The following is a 16,795-nucleotide window of genomic DNA, read 5'->3' as shown; positions in this document are numbered from 1 at the left end:
ATCTTACCGTTGGTAGTTTGTTATGTAGTAAAAAAGGGCTTTTAGAACAAATATATAGTTTTAGTGTGTTCCCCGCGCCAGCGGGGATAAACCGGCGGAATACCACTATATAAAGCCCCTCAACCCGTGTTCCCCGCGCCAGCGGGGATAAACCGATTTTTACAAAAACTGGCCCCCTGAATTCATCGTGTTCCCCGCGCCAGCGGGGATAAACCGTTGATTTTAATGGCGGGCGAATTGTATTTAACGTGTTCCCCGCGCCAGCGGGGATAAACCGTTTCCTGTAACATTCCGATATATAATTCTCCGCGTGTTCCCCGCGCCAGCGGGGATAAACCGGCCCAATTGCCGGCGACGGTTTCCATGTCAGCGTGTTCCCCGCGCCAGCGGGGATAAACCGTGGCGAAACAGGCCAGAGAACGCGAATTGCAGGTGTTCCCCGCGCCAGCGGGGATAAACCGCGTGTTCGATGTAGGTTTCTTCCTGAAGGCGAGTGTTCCCCGCGCCAGCGGGGATAAACCGCTACCAGGCCCGTTTGTCTCAACCATGACCAAGTGTTCCCCGCGCCAGCGGGGATAAACCGTTGGCATGGCTGGCGACGTAGCGAACAAAATCGTGTTCCCCGCGCCAGCGGGGATAAACCGCATAAATTACTCGATGCGTACCTGTGAAATCTGTGTTCCCCGCGCCAGCGGGGATAAACCGATACAGTAGCAAAATAAAAAGGCCGCGTGAGCGTGTTCCCCGCGCCAGCGGGGATAAACCGCAATGCCGTTTTGCCCGAGTTTTCACCGCCGTGTGTTCCCCGCGCCAGCGGGGATAAACCGCTCTATTGCCGGGGGTCGAGATGGCCGCCTGCGTGTTCCCCGCGCCAGCGGGGATAAACCTGTAGCGCAGGGACTGGCAACGGTGCCGGGCGTGTGTTCCCCGCGCCAGCGGGGATAAACCGCAGGAGACGGCCAGCCGCACCGGTGGCGGTGCGTGTTCCCCGCGCCAGCGGGGATAAACCGGGCGTTTTATTCGACCTGAAAAAATGGATCGTGTGTTCCCCGCGCTAGCGGGGATAAACCGACATCTCGCGGACAATAGCGATTTCCACCGTCGTGTTCCCCGCGCTAGCGGGGATAAACCGCGTTTCGTTCATTTATTTAGTTTCCTGTTTCGGTGTTCCCCGCGCTAGCGGGGATAAACCCCTTGTTAAATACAGGCGGCGGCGGGGTTGGTGTTCCCCGCGCTAGCGGGGATAAACCGAACGGCGACGGGATCGTTTTTTGTGGCGAAAAGTGTTCCCCGCGCTAGCGGGGATAAACCGCAGGATTGGATTAATGAAGACGGGTACGAAATGTGTTCCCCGCGCTAGCGGGGATAAACCGAGATTGCAGAATTATATTTCACGCTGGCAGCAGTGTTCCCCGCGCTAGCGGGGATAAACCGCTGTTGTTATGCGTTGGATCGTAATAGTTAACGTGTTCCCCGCGCTAGCGGGGATAAACCGCTTGGCAGGGCTGCGCCGCAATGGCAGCAACAGTGTTCCCCGCGCTAGCGGGGATAAACCGGTCTTATAAATTGGGCTGATAGTGCCGCTGATGTGTTCCCCGCGCCAGCGGGGATAAACCGTACCTGCCGGGACTGGAGTGCAGGTAACCCCAGTGTTCCCCGCGCCAGCGGGGATAAACCGCGGCCAGCCATTTAAACAGCGCTGCAGCGGGGATAAACCGACAGGGTATATGAGCTTATACGTCATGAACCAGTGTTCCCCGCGCCAGCGGGGATAAACCGTCGTTGGTGGCGTTCGTCACCTGGCTGTCGGTGTGTTCCCCGCGCCAGCGGGGATAAACCGAGGGGCGTTCCGCAGTCGACAAGGGCTGAAAAATGTTCCCCGCGTCAGCGGGGATAAACACGTTTCACCAGCATATCAGGACGTTTTTTCCGCCTTCGCCAGCTCTTTTACCAACGGCAGCATTATCCGCACTACATCGCGGCTACGGCGCTCAATCCGCCCAGGCAGCGCCTTGTCAATATGCTGTTGATTATCAAGCCGTACATCGTGCCAGCTATTGCCGTTCGGGAAGGATGCATTTTTCACGCGTTGCTGGTATCCGTCTTTTTTACCCAGATTCCAGTTCGTCGCCTCAACAGAAAGCACCGATATTCCCGCTTTATCGAAAACCTCCGCATCATTACAGCAACCCGTTCCTTTGGGGTAGGATGGATTGCGTCCCGGATTGGTGTTGGCGGCGATACCATAACGGCGCGCAATCGCTAATGCTCGATCGCGGGTCAGTGTACGCACCGCTTCCGGCGTATTTTTCCCGCTATTAAAATAGAGCTTGTCGCCAACAATCAGGTTATCGAGATTAATCACCAGTAGCGTATTTTTCTTCTCAGCGTCACTCATTCGTTTGAGTAAATTTTCCGCGCCTAGCTTTCCCTCTTCTTCCCCGCTGGTGGCGATAAAACGAATCCCATAATGGGTCGGTATATCTTTCAGACGCGCCGCCAGTTCCAGCATAACGCCTAATCCCGCGGCATTATCATCCATTCCCTGTAACGTTAAACCGCCCAGATTGGCATCGACATCAGCGTCGCTCTGTGGAGCGTAGGTATCCAGATGCGCCATAATGATGATCTGCTGCGGCACGCGCCCTTCATGGGCGGCGATGACCGTACTGCCCGTCACGTTATGCCAGTTTTTGCGATTATCCTTCGTGGTATAAATAAATCGGCTATTAAACGTTCGAATATCGCTTTGGTATCCCATCTGGGTAAATTGTTGGCGTAAATAATCGGCAGACAACATCTCGGCGGGGGAGCCCGTCATTCTCCCGGGAAAAAAGGTGGCGATATGTCGTGCCTGAGTATTCGCTATTTCACCAGGCCCTGGTGATGATGCTTGTGCAGGAAGGATAAAGCCTACGCCGAGCGCCAGAATGACGGCAAAGCGGCGCGTTGCGGAAAACATAATGAGTCCTTAAATACAGAACAAAATTTTACGTGGCTAGTATGAAACCGCGATCGTGTTAATACAATTTCATTTGCTCCTAAATGCTGGCAATCCGGTACGTTAAGCATTTTTTGATATTGGTTTTTGGGCCGCGTTATTCCTTTGAGGAACTACTCATTCCAATTCGTCATTTCATTCACTCTCCTGCGCTCCCTATAGTCGTGTAATCGAAATGTTTAGCAAAAAACGGTATTGCAAAGGAACGGTTATGGATCAAAAACGACTCACCCACCTGCGGCAACTGGAGGCGGAAAGTATCCACATTATCCGTGAAGTGGCAGCGGAATTCGCTAATCCGGTCATGCTGTACTCCATTGGTAAAGACTCCAGCGTCATGCTGCATCTGGCGCGTAAGGCGTTTTATCCGGGTACGTTGCCGTTCCCGCTATTGCACGTTGATACCGGTTGGAAATTCCGTGAGATGTACGCCTTTCGCGATCGTACCGCCAACGCATACGGCTGCGAATTGCTGGTACATAAAAATCCGGAAGGCGTGGCGATGGGCATCAATCCGTTCGTTCACGGTAGCGCTAAACACACCGACATTATGAAAACCGAAGGGTTAAAGCAGGCGCTGAATAAGTACGGTTTTGATGCCGCGTTCGGCGGCGCACGGCGCGATGAGGAAAAATCCCGCGCGAAAGAACGTATTTACTCCTTTCGTGACCGTTTCCATCGCTGGGACCCGAAAAATCAGCGGCCAGAGTTGTGGCGTAACTATAACGGTCAGATTAATAAAGGCGAAAGTATACGCGTCTTCCCGCTCTCCAACTGGACAGAGCAGGATATCTGGCAATACATCTGGCTGGAAAACATCGACATCGTGCCGCTGTATTTGGCTGCTGAACGCCCGGTTCTGGAACGTGACGGCATGTTGATGATGGTGGATGACGATCGTATCGATCTCCAGCCTGGCGAAGTCATCAAAAAAAGGATGGTGCGCTTCCGTACACTTGGCTGTTGGCCGCTCACCGGGGCGGTGGAATCCCACGCGCAAACGCTGCCGGAAATTATCGAAGAGATGCTGGTTTCTACCACCAGCGAGCGCCAGGGGAGGATGATTGACCGCGATCAGGCGGGGTCGATGGAGCTTAAAAAACGTCAGGGGTATTTCTAAGGAGCCGCCATGAACACCATACTTGCACAACAAATCGCCAATGAAGGCGGCGTCGAAGCCTGGATGATTGCCCAACAGCACAAAAGCCTGCTGCGTTTTTTAACCTGTGGCAGCGTTGATGACGGTAAAAGTACGCTGATAGGTCGTTTGCTGCACGATACCCTGCAAATTTATGAAGATCAGCTCTCTTCTCTGCATAATGACAGTAAACGTCATGGCACGCAGGGAGAAAAACTCGATCTGGCGCTGCTGGTAGATGGGCTGCAGGCCGAGCGTGAGCAGGGCATTACTATTGACGTCGCGTACCGCTATTTCTCCACGGAAAAACGAAAATTTATTATCGCCGACACGCCGGGCCATGAACAATATACTCGTAATATGGCGACCGGGGCGTCCACCTGCGATCTGGCGATCCTACTGATCGACGCGCGTAAAGGCGTGCTGGATCAGACGCGTCGCCATAGCTTTATCTCCACTCTGTTGGGGATCAAACACCTGGTGGTGGCAATCAACAAAATGGATCTCGTTGACTACTGCGAAGAGACCTTCGCCCGTATTCGCGAAGATTACCTGACCTTTGCTGAACAGTTGCCGGGCGATTTGGACATTCGCTTTGTCCCGCTTTCGGCGCTGGAAGGGGATAATGTCGCCGCGCAGAGCGCGAATATGCGCTGGTACAGCGGTCCGACGCTGCTGGAAGTCCTGGAAACGGTAGACATACAGCGTGCGGTAGACCGTCAGCCGATGCGCTTTCCGGTACAATACGTCAATCGCCCGAACCTTGATTTTCGGGGATATGCCGGCACTCTGGCGTCTGGTAGCGTCAAAGTCGGAGAGCGCATTAAAGTGCTGCCGTCTGGCGTGGAATCCAGCGTGGCGCGTATCGTCACTTTTGATGGCGATAAAGAAGAAGCCTGTGCGGGCGAAGCCATTACCCTGGTACTCAACGACGACATTGATATTAGCCGCGGCGATCTGCTGCTGGCGGCAAACGAGACGCTGGTACCTGCGCGGCACGCCGCGATCGACGTGGTATGGATGGCGGAACAGCCGCTGGCGCCGGGCCAAAGCTACGACGTTAAACTTGCGGGTAAGAAAACCCGCGCGCGTATCGAGGCTATTCGCTATCAGATTGATATCAACAATCTGACCCAACGAGACGTCGAGAGCCTGCCGTTAAACGGTATTGGTCTGGTGGAGATGACATTCGATGAGCCGCTCGCGCTGGATATTTATCAGCAAAATCCGGTGACGGGCGGGCTGATTTTTATCGACCGACTTTCTAACGTTACCGTGGGCGCTGGCATGGTGCGGGAACTGGACGAACGCGGAGCGACGCCGCTCGTGGAATACAGTGCGTTTGAGCTGGAGCTGAATGCGCTGGTACGCCGTCATTTTCCGCACTGGGACGCCCGAGATTTGCTGGGAGATAAACATGGCGCTGCATGATGAGAACGTGGTCTGGCACTCTCATCCCGTTACTGTCGCCGCCCGTGAACAGCTCCACGGCCACCGTGGCGTGGTGCTGTGGTTTACCGGACTCTCCGGTTCGGGAAAATCAACGGTGGCCGGCGCGCTGGAAGAGGCGTTACATCACCGTGGCGTCAGTACCTACCTGTTGGATGGCGATAATGTGCGCCACGGTTTGTGCCGTGATTTAGGCTTTAGCGATGCCGATCGCCAGGAGAATATCCGGCGGGTAGGCGAAGTGGCCAGCCTGATGGCGGACGCCGGCCTGATTGTTTTGACGGCATTTATTTCTCCGCACCGCGCCGAGCGGCAACTGGTAAAAGAGCGCGTCGGCCACGATCGTTTTATCGAGATTTATGTCAATACGCCGCTGGCTATCTGTGAACAGCGCGATCCTAAAGGGTTGTATAAAAAAGCGCGTGCGGGCGAGTTGCGTAACTTTACCGGCATCGACGCCATTTACGAAGCGCCTGACTCGCCACAGGTTCATCTTAATGGTGAACAATTAGTAACAAATTTGGTTTCCCAATTATTAGACCTGCTGAGACGGCGCGATATTATCAGATCCTGAGACACCACCGGGCTTGTATGCCCGGTATGGTCAAGGTTACAGGATTTAATATGCGTAATAGCCATAACATTACTTTCACAAGGTCAGACGCCTTCATGGTCAACGATGACGCCACCAGTGCATTTCCGGGGGCGGTGGTCGGCTTTGTGTCATGGCTGCTGGCGTTGGGGATCCCTTTTCTGCTTTATGGCCCTAACACGCTGTTTTTTTTCCTCTATACCTGGCCCTTTTTCCTCGCGTTAATGCCGGTATCGGTGATTATCGGCATTGCGTTGCATCTGCTGGTAAAGGGCAAAATACTTTTTAGCATCATGTTTACTCTACTGGCCGTAGGCGCGCTGTTCGGCGCGTTATTTATATGGCTATTAGGGTAGACGGGTTATCACTGCGCCTCCGGTCATAATTCAAACCGTAACCAACAATGAGATTATGTTCTCCTTACTCGGGTATACGTAACATCCGGCAAATGTGGTACATTTGCCGGCGTTGTCGCGGCAATCCCGTCCTGAATGTGGAGTCACAGAGGACGTTATGGGATGATGATGCCGTTTTTCAGGGGGCAGGATGGGTAAACTAACGCTGCTGTTGCTGGCTTTACTGGTCTGGCTACAGTACTCGCTGTGGTTCGGTAAGAACGGCATACATGACTATAGCCGCGTCAACGATGATGTGGTCGCGCAGCAGGCGACAAACGCCAAACTTAAAGCGCGTAACGATCAGCTTTTTGCCGAAATTGACGATCTCAATGGCGGCCAGGAAGCGATTGAGGAGCGCGCGCGCAACGAACTTAGCATGACCAAACCGGGCGAAACCTTCTATCGTCTGGTGCCTGACGCCTCAAAACGCGCGGCAACGGCGGGGCAAACTCATCGATAAACCATCCAGGGATTTAACATGGCAGCCACTTTATTGGACGTTTGCGCCGTGGTGCCGGCGGCCGGATTTGGCCGCCGAATGCAAACAGAATGTCCTAAGCAGTATCTCTCAATCGGTAATAAAACCATTCTGGAGCACTCAGTTCATGCGCTGCTGGCGCATCCTCGGGTGACACGCGTTGTTATTGCTATCAGCCCTGGCGATCATCGCTTTGCCCAACTTCCGCTGGCGAATCATCCGCAAATCACCGTTGTGGATGGCGGCAACGAACGCGCTGATTCTGTTTTGGCCGGGTTGCAGGCCGTTGCAAAGGCGCAGTGGGTGCTGGTGCACGACGCGGCAAGACCCTGTTTGCATCAGGATGACCTTGCGCGGTTACTGGCCATCAGCGAAAACAGCCGGGTCGGCGGTATTCTCGCCAGTCCGGTGCGCGACACCATGAAACGCGGCGAACCGGGGAAAAACGCTATTGCCCATACCGTAGAGCGCGCCGATTTATGGCACGCGCTCACCCCGCAGTTTTTCCCCCGCGAACTCTTGCACGATTGTCTGACGCGTGCGCTGAATGAAGGCGCGACCATCACCGACGAGGCGTCAGCGCTGGAGTATTGTGGTTTTCATCCGGCGCTGGTAGAAGGTCGCGCGGATAACATCAAGGTCACCCGTCCGGAAGATCTGGCGCTGGCGGAATTTTATCTGACCCGAACCATCCACCAGGAGAAAGCATAATGCGAATTGGACACGGTTTTGACGTACACGCGTTTGGCGGAGAAGGGCCGATTATCATTGGCGGCGTGCGTATCCCTTATGAAAAAGGGCTATTGGCGCATTCCGATGGCGATGTGGCGTTACATGCGCTGACCGATGCGCTGCTGGGCGCGGCGGCGCTTGGCGATATCGGCAAGCTCTTCCCGGATACCGATCCGGCATTTAAGGGAGCGGATAGCCGCGAACTACTGCGTGAAGCCTGGCGTCGTATTCAGGCGAAGGGGTACACCCTCGGCAACGTGGATGTCACCATTATTGCGCAGGCGCCGAAAATGCTGCCGCATATTCCGCAAATGCGCGTCTTTATCGCCGAAGATCTCGGCTGCCATATGGATGACGTTAACGTGAAGGCGACGACGACGGAAAAGCTCGGATTTACCGGACGCGGAGAAGGCATTGCCTGCGAAGCGGTCGCGTTGCTGATGAAGGCGGCGAAATGACAGAGTTTGACAATCTCACCTGGCTGCACGGAAAACCACAAGGTAGCGGATTGCTGAAAGCGAATCCGGAAGATTTTGTGGTAGTTGAAGATTTAGGTTTTACGCCGGATGGTGAAGGCGAGCACATTTTGCTGCGTATTTTGAAAAACGGTTGCAATACCCGTTTTGTCGCTGACGCGCTGGCGAAATTCCTGAAAATTCACGCTCGCGAAGTGAGCTTTGCCGGGCAAAAAGATAAACACGCCGTTACCGAGCAGTGGCTGTGCGCGCGCGTGCCGGGGAAAGAGATGCCCGATTTCAGCGCCTTTCAGCTGGAAGGTTGTAAAGTACTGGAATACGCGCGTCACAAGCGTAAGCTGCGTTTAGGCGCGCTGAAAGGCAATGCCTTTACGCTGGTATTGCGTGAAATAAGCGATCGCCGCGATGTCGAAACACGATTGCAGGCGATTCGCGATGGCGGCGTGCCGAACTATTTCGGCGCACAGCGATTCGGCATTGGCGGCAGCAACTTGCAGGGCGCGCTGCGCTGGGCGCAAAGTAACGCGCCGGTGCGCGATCGCAATAAACGCAGTTTTTGGTTGTCGGCGGCACGTAGCGCGTTGTTTAATCAAATTGTTCACCAGCGGCTGAAGAAACCAGACTTTAATCAAGTTGTTGACGGCGATGCGCTACAATTAGCGGGGCGTGGAAGCTGGTTCGTCGCGACATCTGAAGAACTGCCTGAATTGCAGCGCCGGGTAGACGAAAAAGAGCTGATGATTACAGCATCGTTGCCGGGCAGCGGAGAGTGGGGAACACAGCGTGCGGCGCTGGCGTTTGAGCAAGATGCCATTGCCCAGGAAACGGTGTTGCAATCGCTGTTGCTGCGCGAAAAAGTAGAGGCGTCGCGCAGAGCGATGCTGCTTTATCCGCAACAATTAAGCTGGAACTGGTGGGATGACGTTACCGTCGAGTTACGTTTCTGGCTGCCCGCAGGCAGTTTTGCCACCAGCGTAGTAAGGGAACTGATCAACACAATGGGTGATTATGCGCATATTGCTGAGTAACGATGACGGGGTTCACGCGCCCGGTATACAAACGCTGGCGAAAGCGCTGCGTGAGTTTGCTGATGTACAGGTCGTAGCCCCGGATCGTAACCGCAGCGGCGCGTCTAATTCCCTCACGCTGGAATCTTCGCTTCGTACTTTTACCTTTGATAATGGCGATATCGCCGTACAGATGGGGACGCCGACCGATTGCGTCTATCTGGGCGTTAATGCCTTAATGCGTCCGCGTCCGGATATTGTCGTTTCCGGTATTAACGCGGGTCCGAATCTGGGCGATGATGTGATCTATTCCGGTACTGTCGCCGCGGCGATGGAAGGTCGTCATCTCGGCTTTCCGGCATTAGCGGTCTCCCTTAACGGCTATCAGCATTATGATACGGCTGCGGCCGTGACTTGCGCGCTTTTGCGAGGGTTAAGCCGGGAGCCGTTGCGTACCGGGCGTATTCTCAACGTGAATGTCCCGGATCTACCGTTAGCGCAGATTAAAGGCATCCGCGTGACTCGCTGTGGTAGCCGCCATCCAGCGGATAAAGTAATCCCGCAGGAAGATCCGCGCGGTAATATATTGTACTGGATTGGCCCGCCAGGCGATAAATACGATGCCGGGCCGGATACCGATTTCGCGGCGGTGGATGAAGGCTACGTCTCCGTCACGCCGTTGCATGTGGATTTAACCGCGCACAGCGCGCATGATGTGGTTTCAGACTGGTTAGACAGCGTGGGAGTTGGCACGCAATGGTAAGTGGACGTGTACAGGCTCTTCTTGAACAATTGCGCGCGCAGGGCATCAGAGATGAGCAGGTGCTTAATGCGCTTGCCGCAGTGCCGCGCGAGAAATTTATTGATGAAGCGTTTGAACATAAGGCCTGGGAAAATATCGCTTTGCCGATAGGCCAGGGTCAGACGATTTCGCAGCCCTATATGGTGGCGCGAATGACGGAACTGCTCGAACTGACGCCGCAATCCAGGGTGCTGGAAATTGGCACCGGTTCCGGCTATCAGACGGCGATTCTGGCGCATCTGGTACATCACGTTTGCTCCGTTGAGCGGATTAAGGGGCTGCAATGGCAGGCGCGTCGCCGCCTGAAGCAGCTCGATTTACATAATGTTTCTACCCGTCATGGCGATGGCTGGCAAGGCTGGCAGGCGCGTGCGCCGTTTGACGCTATCATTGTGACGGCCGCGCCGCCGGAAATTCCTACCGCGCTCATGGCACAGTTGGATGAAGGCGGCATTCTTGTTCTGCCCGTGGGCGATGAGCAGCAGTTTTTGAAACGCGTGCGTCGCCGGGGCGGCGAATTTATTATCGATACCGTGGAGGCCGTTCGCTTCGTCCCGTTAGTCAAGGGAGAGCTGGCCTAGTTTGCCCTGCAAACACCCACTCTTACGCCTGATGAAGCCGAAACGAATACCTGGAGTTTTCCTGGTTATTCCCGGTGGGTTAAGCGTATCGTGAACACATTTTCCCGTGTTCACTTAATGCGTTGCACGGTTCTTACGTCACTGGTTGTTAACCAAATTTTTTCCTGGGGGATAAATGAGCGCGGGAAGCCCAAAATTCACCGTTAGTCGCATTGCGGCACTATCACTGGTTTCACTATGGCTGGCAGGTTGTACCAGTTCGTCAAACCCTCCGGCGCCGGTCACGTCTGTGGACAGTGGGTCGTCATCAAATACCAATTCCGGGATGTTGATCACACCGCCGCCAAAAATGGGCGCGACGCCGCAACAAGCGCCGCAAATTCAACCCGTTCAGCGTCCTGTAACGCAGCCCATGCAAACTCAACCGGTCACGGAACAACCCGTGCAGATGGAAAATGGGCGAATCGTATACAATCGCCAGTATGGGAATATTCCGAAAGGTAGCTATACGGGCGGCAGTACTTACACCGTGAAAAAGGGTGATACGCTTTTTTACATCGCCTGGATTACCGGGAACGATTTCCGCGATCTGGCCCAGAGAAACAGTATTTCTGCCCCGTATAGCCTGAATGTAGGGCAAACTTTGCAAGTTGGTAACGCATCCGGTACGCCAATTACTGGCGGAAATGCGATCACCCAGGCGGATGCAGCACAGCAAGGAGTTGTGACCAGGTCTGCACAAAATTCCACCGTTGCAGTTGCGTCTCAACCAACAATTACGTATTCTGAGGGCTCAGGTGAACAAAGTGCTAACAAAATGTTGCCAAACAACAAGCCTGCTGGGACGGTTGTCACAGCGCCTGTAACGGCACCAACGGTAAGCACGACCGAACCAAATGCAAGCAGTACGTCAACCAGCGCGCCGATTTCCGCATGGCGCTGGCCGACGGATGGCAAAGTGATCGAAAACTTTGGCGCTTCCGAAGGGGGCAATAAAGGGATCGACATTGCAGGCAGTAAGGGACAGGCTATCGTCGCAACCGCTGATGGGCGCGTCGTATATGCCGGTAACGCACTGCGTGGTTACGGTAATCTTATTATCATCAAACATAACGATGATTACCTGAGTGCCTACGCCCATAATGATACGATGCTGGTCCGGGAACAACAGGAAGTTAAGGCGGGGCAAAAAATCGCTACTATGGGTAGCACCGGCACCAGCTCTACACGCTTGCATTTTGAAATTCGTTACAAGGGGAAATCCGTAAACCCGCTGCGTTATTTACCGCAGCGATAAAGCGGCGGAACCAGGCTTTGACTTGCTAGTTCCGTCAAGGGATCACGGGTAGGAGCCACCTTATGAGTCAGAATACGCTGAAAGTTCATGATTTAAATGAAGACGCGGAATTTGATGAGAACGGAGTAGAGGCTTTTGACGAAAAAGCCTTGAGTGAAGAGGAACCCAGTGATAACGACCTGGCTGAAGAAGAGCTGTTATCGCAAGGGGCCACACAGCGTGTGTTGGACGCGACTCAGCTTTACCTTGGTGAGATTGGGTATTCACCACTGTTAACAGCCGAAGAAGAAGTCTATTTTGCGCGTCGCGCACTGCGTGGAGATGTCGCTTCTCGCCGTCGCATGATTGAGAGTAACCTGCGTCTGGTGGTAAAAATTGCCCGCCGTTATGGCAATCGTGGACTGGCGTTGCTGGACCTGATTGAAGAGGGCAACCTGGGGCTTATCCGTGCAGTCGAGAAGTTTGACCCGGAACGCGGGTTCCGCTTCTCAACATACGCAACCTGGTGGATTCGCCAGACAATCGAACGGGCGATTATGAACCAAACCCGTACGATTCGCTTGCCGATTCACATTGTTAAAGAGCTGAACGTATACCTGCGCACCGCACGTGAGTTGTCGCATAAACTGGACCACGAACCGAGTGCGGAAGAAATTGCAGAGCAACTGGATAAACCGGTTGATGACGTCAGCCGTATGCTTCGTCTCAACGAGCGCATTACCTCGGTAGACACCCCGCTGGGCGGTGATTCCGAAAAAGCGTTGCTGGACATCCTGGCCGATGAAAAAGAGAACGGTCCGGAAGACACCACGCAAGATGACGATATGAAACAGAGCATCGTCAAATGGTTGTTCGAACTGAACGCCAAACAGCGTGAAGTGCTGGCGCGCCGTTTCGGTCTGCTGGGATATGAAGCTGCGACACTGGAAGATGTAGGCCGTGAAATCGGTCTTACGCGTGAACGTGTTCGTCAGATTCAGGTTGAAGGCCTGCGCCGTCTGCGCGAAATTCTGCAGACGCAGGGGCTGAATATCGAAGCGCTGTTCCGCGAGTAAGTACCCTTGTCAAAAAAAGGCCAGTCGACAGACTGGCCTTTTTTTACCGTTTGTCTTCTGCCAGCAGCGGCGGGATACTCGGCACCATTGGCGCGTCATCAATATCTTTTTGCGTCATGCGAAACGCTTGTGGATAGTGTTCGCGGCTGGTACGGCGTAACGGTTCGGTATCGCGCCAGGTATACAGACAATGCTGACACTGATATACCGTCCAGACTCCTTTTACCGGCGAAGTCGCCATGAGTTCAATATGTGCATCGGCACAGCGTGGACAAATCATCGGTTACTCCTTATTTACGGTTGGCCAGCATGGCGGTCAGCTTTTCAGCCCAGGCTTTAGTTTCCGGTAAATCAACAACCGGCTGGCTATAGTGACCACGGTTATCTGGCGCAACCGGCGTGGTGGCGTCAATGATCAGCTTGTCGGTAATCCCCGCCGGGCTTGAGCCCGGATCCAGTTCCAGGACGGACATATTCGGTAGCTGTACCAGATCGCCTGCCGGATTCACTTTCGACGACAATGCCCACATCACCTGTGGCAGATTGAATGGATCGACATCTTCATCGACCATGATCACCATCTTCACATATCCCAGACCGTGCGGCGTCGTCATCGCTCGCAGGCCCACCGCACGGGCAAAGCCGCCGTAGCGTTTTTTGGTCGAGATGATGGCCAGCAAGCCGTGGGTGTACATGGCGTTTACCGCCTGCACTTCCGGAAATTCGGTTTTCAGCTGTTGATACAGTGGCACGCAGGTCGCCGGCCCCATCAGGTAGTCGATTTCTGTCCACGGCATACCTAAATAGAGCGATTCAAAAATGGGTTTGCTGCGGTAAGAGACCTTATCGATACGCACCACGGTCATGTTGCGACCGCCGGAATAGTGGCCGGTAAATTCGCCGAACGGTCCTTCAATTTCACGTTTACGGCTTTCGATGACCCCTTCAAGAATGACTTCAGATCCCCACGGCACATCAAAACCGGTCAGCGGCGCGGTGGCGATAGGATAGGGGCTTTCACGCAGCGCGCCTGCCATTTCATACTCTGACTGATCGTATTTCAGCGGCGTTGCGCCCATCAGGGTAATGATCGGATCGTTACCCAACGTGATCGCAATCGGCAGATCTTCCCCGCGCTCTTCAGCTTTGTGCAGGTGCAATGCGATATCATGCATCGGCACTGGTTGCAGACCCAGCTTACGCTTGCCTTTAACTTCCATGCGGTAGATGCCGACATTCTGCTTGCCGAAGTTATCGGGATCGAGCGGATCGCGTGATACCACACAGGCTTTATCCAGATAGAATCCGCCGTCGCCGTCGTTCAGACGAAACAGCGGCAGGATATCAAACAGGTTGATCGCGTCGCCGTCGACGGTATTTTCCGCCCAGCCCGGATTCGCCCGTCGTTCCGGCGCTACCGGAAAATTGTCCCAGCGGCGAATAAATTCATCGATCTGTTTTTTAACCGGCGTGTTAGGCGGCAAACCCAGTGAGATGGCATGGTTCTGCCAGGAACCGATGGTATTCATCGCCACGCGGGCGTCGGTAAAACCACGAATATTGTCAAACCACAGCGCGGGCGCGCCATCGCCGATGCGTCCCGTTGCGTTGGCAGCGGCGGCGAGATCCGGCTCCGCATTCACTTCCTCGCTGATTTTCAGCAGTTGTCCCTGCTGATCCAGCGCATGTAAAAAACTGCGCAAATCATCAAATGCCATTATCCATTCTCCTGTGAAAAATTTGCTGCCTGTCGCAGTCCTTGCCAGCGGCGCGCGCGCGTATGCTCCAGACCAAACTGGTCGAGAACGCGCGCTACGATGTGCTGGATAATATCGTCAACGGTTTGCGGCAGGTTGTAGAACGCGGGCATGGGCGGCACTATCGCCACCCCCATACGAGAAAGCGCAAGCATGTTTTCCAGATGAATCGTGCTGAGCGGCATTTCCCGCGGCACAAGCACCAGCTTGCGACCCTCTTTCAACACGACATCGGCAGCGCGTCCCACCAGCCCCTCGGCATAGCCGGCGCGAACCCCCGCCAGTGTTTTCATACTGCAGGGGATAATAATCATGCCGTCGGTACGAAATGAGCCGGAGGAAATGGTCGCCGCCTGATCGGCCGGGCTATGACAATAATCTGCCAGGGCGGCTACCTCAGCGGGCGTGTAGGGCGTCTCCAGTTCAATAGTGGTTTTCGCCCACTTTGACATTACCAGATGCGTTTCAACATCAGGTATCGCCCGCAATGCCTGGAGTAGCTCGACGCCAAGCGGCGCACCGGTCGCACCGGTCATCCCCACAATCAATCTCATTTCTTACCTCAAATATCGTTCGTATACGAACATTTTGATCAAAATACGCCCACACGGCCTTTGCGACAAGATCGCTCCCGACGCCTGCGCACGTTTAGCTAAAGCATTCGTCATTAAAAAACCGTGCATAAGTCGTTATGATAGAAAAAGTTAATTTATCCGGAGCGCTCATGGAGTTACGAAACACCGCGTTTCATCTGTTACGCCAACTTTTTCAGCAACATACCGCACGCTGGCAGCATGAACTACCGGAGCTCACCAAACCTCAATATGCGGTGATGCGCGTTATTGCTGAACATCCGGGTATTGAACAGGTCGATCTGACCGAAGCAGCGGTCAGCACTAAAGCGACGCTGGCGGAGATGTTAAGCCGGATGGAAAATCGTGGGCTGGTAAAGCGAGAAAACGATCCGCTGGATAAACGTCGGCGTTTTGTCTATCTCACCGTTCAGGGCCAAACGTTGCTCGCCGCCGCGATACCACTGGGGGATCGCGTTGACGATGAGTTTTTGGGGCGACTGAGCGCTGAAGAACGCGAACAGTTTACGCAACTGGTACGCAAGATGATGACGTAAGCGGCTTGCGCCGCTTCGCTATTGTTTGGCCATCAGCAGTGAGATATCCACTTTGGCCAGCGCCCGAATTGCGCTTTCCGGCAGGCCGTCATCGGTGACGATTTGGTTGAATTCCGCCAGCGGTAACGCCAGCCATGTAGCGACCTGGCCGTATTTGGTCGCGTCGCACACCAGAATTTTTTGGCGGCTGGCGCTGGCGACGGCCCGTTTCACCGTGACTTTATCTTCTGCCGGCGTTGAAATACCGCGCACGCTCCAGGACGAGGCGGAAATAAAGGCCTGGTCAATCATCAGCCCGCGCAAAAGCGTCGCCGCGGCTTCACCGACGCACGACCGGTTTTCCCGGCATACCGCCCCGCCAGTGTGAATAATTGTGCAATCGCTATTGTCCATCAGGTAATCGGCGATAACGAAATCATTCGTCACCACCGTAAGTTTATTCATCGTAACCAGCTGCCTGGCAATCGCCAGCGTGGTCGTACCTGCATCAAGGTAGATACAGCTTTCTGGCTGTACCAGGCTGGCGGCCAGTTTGCCAATTGCCGCTTTCTGCGGCGTCGCCAGTTCGGTTTTGATCTGATGCGAGGGTTCGTGCGCCACGCGAGTCGATGATTGCACGCCGCCAGAGACCTGGATTACCGCGCCTTGCTGCTCCAGTTTTTGTAAATCACGGCGGATAGTCATGTGGGATACATGCATGCGCTCGGTCAGTTCAGCGATACTGACGATGCCTTTCTCCGCCACCATATCAAGAATGATTTGTCGACGCTCAGTAGGTATCAACGTCTGCTCCTTTCTTTAGTCCTGTCGCGATTTTACGCGATTTCTCGTCACAGCGTGTGAAGTTCTATGAGGATTGCCTTCACAAAAAATAACACATTTTGTTATTTTTTGTGAAACAAC

General features: G+C 54.2%; 19 protein-coding genes and 1 CRISPR repeat array. Of the genes, 13 read left to right on the top strand and 6 right to left on the bottom strand.

The genetic code is table 11. From position 1 onward, the window contains the following. Positions 1 to 65 precede the first annotated feature (65 nt). Positions 66 to 1,678: direct repeats of the CRISPR family, unit length 29 nt; unit sequence GTGTTCCCCGCGCCAGCGGGGATAAACCG. Positions 1,679 to 1,915: 237 nt separating this feature from the next. Continuing rightward, positions 1,916 to 2,962, bottom strand: a complete 1,047-nt coding sequence (locus J4650_RS07055; RefSeq protein ID WP_023993668.1) for an aminopeptidase — start codon at positions 2,960 to 2,962, stop codon at positions 1,916 to 1,918. Between the two features lie 250 nt (positions 2,963 to 3,212). Between J4650_RS07055 and cysD the strand changes: the two genes are divergently transcribed. The 10 genes from cysD to J4650_RS07005 all read left to right on the top strand — a co-directional run bounded on the left by cysD (position 3,213) and on the right by J4650_RS07005 (position 10,654). After that, positions 3,213 to 4,121, top strand: coding sequence for a sulfate adenylyltransferase subunit CysD (cysD, locus tag J4650_RS07050; protein ID WP_000372384.1), 909 nt, complete (start codon positions 3,213 to 3,215; stop codon positions 4,119 to 4,121). A 9-nt stretch (positions 4,122 to 4,130) separates the two neighbouring features. Beyond that, a complete protein-coding gene (cysN, locus tag J4650_RS07045; protein ID WP_023993669.1) occupies positions 4,131 to 5,570 on the top strand; it encodes a sulfate adenylyltransferase subunit CysN in 1,440 nt (479 codons plus the stop codon). Further along, positions 5,557 to 6,162 carry an adenylyl-sulfate kinase gene (gene cysC, locus J4650_RS07040; RefSeq protein ID WP_001173659.1) on the top strand — a complete coding sequence of 202 codons (606 nt, stop codon included), beginning with the start codon at positions 5,557 to 5,559 and terminating at the stop codon, positions 6,160 to 6,162. Before cysN ends, cysC begins: the two co-directional genes overlap by 14 nt. Positions 6,163 to 6,212: 50 nt before the next feature. After that, on the top strand, positions 6,213 to 6,536 hold the full coding sequence (locus tag J4650_RS07035) for a DUF3561 family protein (protein WP_023993670.1): 324 nt from the start codon (positions 6,213 to 6,215) through the stop codon (positions 6,534 to 6,536). 190 nt (positions 6,537 to 6,726) lie between these two features. Then, the gene (ftsB, locus tag J4650_RS07030) at positions 6,727 to 7,038 is read left to right on the top strand and encodes a cell division protein FtsB (RefSeq protein WP_000517480.1); all 312 of its coding nucleotides are present in this window, start codon (positions 6,727 to 6,729) and stop codon (positions 7,036 to 7,038) included. A gap of 18 nt (positions 7,039 to 7,056) precedes the next feature. Beyond that, positions 7,057 to 7,767: a 2-C-methyl-D-erythritol 4-phosphate cytidylyltransferase gene (gene ispD / locus J4650_RS07025; RefSeq protein ID WP_000741649.1), complete on the top strand. Its 711-nt coding sequence runs from the start codon at positions 7,057 to 7,059 to the stop codon at positions 7,765 to 7,767. Then, entirely contained in the window at positions 7,767 to 8,246 is a 480-nt protein-coding gene (gene ispF, locus J4650_RS07020; RefSeq protein ID WP_001219244.1) for a 2-C-methyl-D-erythritol 2,4-cyclodiphosphate synthase, read from the top strand. Before ispD ends, ispF begins: the two co-directional genes overlap by 1 nt. Next, on the top strand, positions 8,243 to 9,292 hold the full coding sequence (gene truD / locus J4650_RS07015) for a tRNA pseudouridine(13) synthase TruD (protein WP_000134246.1): 1,050 nt from the start codon (positions 8,243 to 8,245) through the stop codon (positions 9,290 to 9,292). Before ispF ends, truD begins: the two co-directional genes overlap by 4 nt. Continuing rightward, a complete protein-coding gene (surE, locus tag J4650_RS07010) occupies positions 9,273 to 10,034 on the top strand; it encodes a 5'/3'-nucleotidase SurE (protein ID WP_023993671.1) in 762 nt (253 codons plus the stop codon). The genes truD and surE overlap by 20 nt, the downstream gene beginning before the upstream one ends. Further along, the gene (locus tag J4650_RS07005; protein ID WP_000253545.1) at positions 10,028 to 10,654 is read left to right on the top strand and encodes a protein-L-isoaspartate(D-aspartate) O-methyltransferase; all 627 of its coding nucleotides are present in this window, start codon (positions 10,028 to 10,030) and stop codon (positions 10,652 to 10,654) included. Before surE ends, J4650_RS07005 begins: the two co-directional genes overlap by 7 nt. A gap of 138 nt (positions 10,655 to 10,792) precedes the next feature. Here J4650_RS07005 and J4650_RS22775 read toward each other — a convergent pair whose 3' ends face one another. Next, the gene (locus J4650_RS22775) at positions 10,793 to 10,951 is read right to left on the bottom strand and encodes a peptidase (protein WP_223148970.1); all 159 of its coding nucleotides are present in this window, start codon (positions 10,949 to 10,951) and stop codon (positions 10,793 to 10,795) included. Here J4650_RS22775 and nlpD point away from each other — a divergent pair. Next, positions 10,881 to 11,951 (top strand): murein hydrolase activator NlpD, encoded by a 1,071-nt coding sequence (nlpD, locus tag J4650_RS07000; protein ID WP_223151137.1) that lies wholly within the window; start codon positions 10,881 to 10,883, stop codon positions 11,949 to 11,951. The genes J4650_RS22775 and nlpD overlap by 71 nt on opposite strands. A gap of 62 nt (positions 11,952 to 12,013) precedes the next feature. Continuing rightward, positions 12,014 to 13,006, top strand: a complete 993-nt coding sequence (rpoS, locus tag J4650_RS06995) for an RNA polymerase sigma factor RpoS (protein ID WP_000081498.1) — start codon at positions 12,014 to 12,016, stop codon at positions 13,004 to 13,006. A gap of 43 nt (positions 13,007 to 13,049) precedes the next feature. Here the strand turns inward: rpoS and J4650_RS06990 are convergent, their stop codons facing one another. The 3 genes from J4650_RS06990 to J4650_RS06980 are packed head-to-tail and all read right to left on the bottom strand — an operon-like array spanning position 13,050 to position 15,317. Continuing rightward, on the bottom strand, positions 13,050 to 13,286 hold the full coding sequence (locus tag J4650_RS06990) for a non-oxidative hydroxyarylic acid decarboxylases subunit D (protein ID WP_000562964.1): 237 nt from the start codon (positions 13,284 to 13,286) through the stop codon (positions 13,050 to 13,052). Between the two features lie 10 nt (positions 13,287 to 13,296). Next, positions 13,297 to 14,724, bottom strand: a complete 1,428-nt coding sequence (locus tag J4650_RS06985) for a non-oxidative hydroxyarylic acid decarboxylases subunit C (RefSeq protein ID WP_023993672.1) — start codon at positions 14,722 to 14,724, stop codon at positions 13,297 to 13,299. Continuing rightward, positions 14,724 to 15,317 carry a non-oxidative hydroxyarylic acid decarboxylases subunit B gene (locus J4650_RS06980; RefSeq protein ID WP_001237180.1) on the bottom strand — a complete coding sequence of 198 codons (594 nt, stop codon included), beginning with the start codon at positions 15,315 to 15,317 and terminating at the stop codon, positions 14,724 to 14,726. The genes J4650_RS06985 and J4650_RS06980 overlap by 1 nt, the downstream gene beginning before the upstream one ends. Positions 15,318 to 15,487: 170 nt before the next feature. Here J4650_RS06980 and J4650_RS06975 point away from each other — a divergent pair, with 170 nt between their 5' ends. Further along, positions 15,488 to 15,892, top strand: a complete 405-nt coding sequence (locus tag J4650_RS06975; protein WP_000423338.1) for a MarR family winged helix-turn-helix transcriptional regulator — start codon at positions 15,488 to 15,490, stop codon at positions 15,890 to 15,892. An 18-nt stretch (positions 15,893 to 15,910) separates the two neighbouring features. Here J4650_RS06975 and ygbI read toward each other — a convergent pair whose 3' ends face one another. Further along, complete coding sequence (gene ygbI / locus J4650_RS06970) at positions 15,911 to 16,675, bottom strand: DNA-binding transcriptional repressor YgbI (protein WP_000613179.1); 765 nt, start codon at positions 16,673 to 16,675, stop codon at positions 15,911 to 15,913. Positions 16,676 to 16,795 lie beyond the last annotated feature (120 nt).

Origin of the sequence: Salmonella sp. 32120201201600049SM (genome assembly GCF_017572835.1) — a bacterium.
In the GTDB taxonomy this organism is placed as follows: Bacteria; Pseudomonadota; Gammaproteobacteria; order Enterobacterales; family Enterobacteriaceae; genus Salmonella; species Salmonella enterica.
This window is presented reverse-complemented; position numbering and strand designations above follow the sequence as displayed.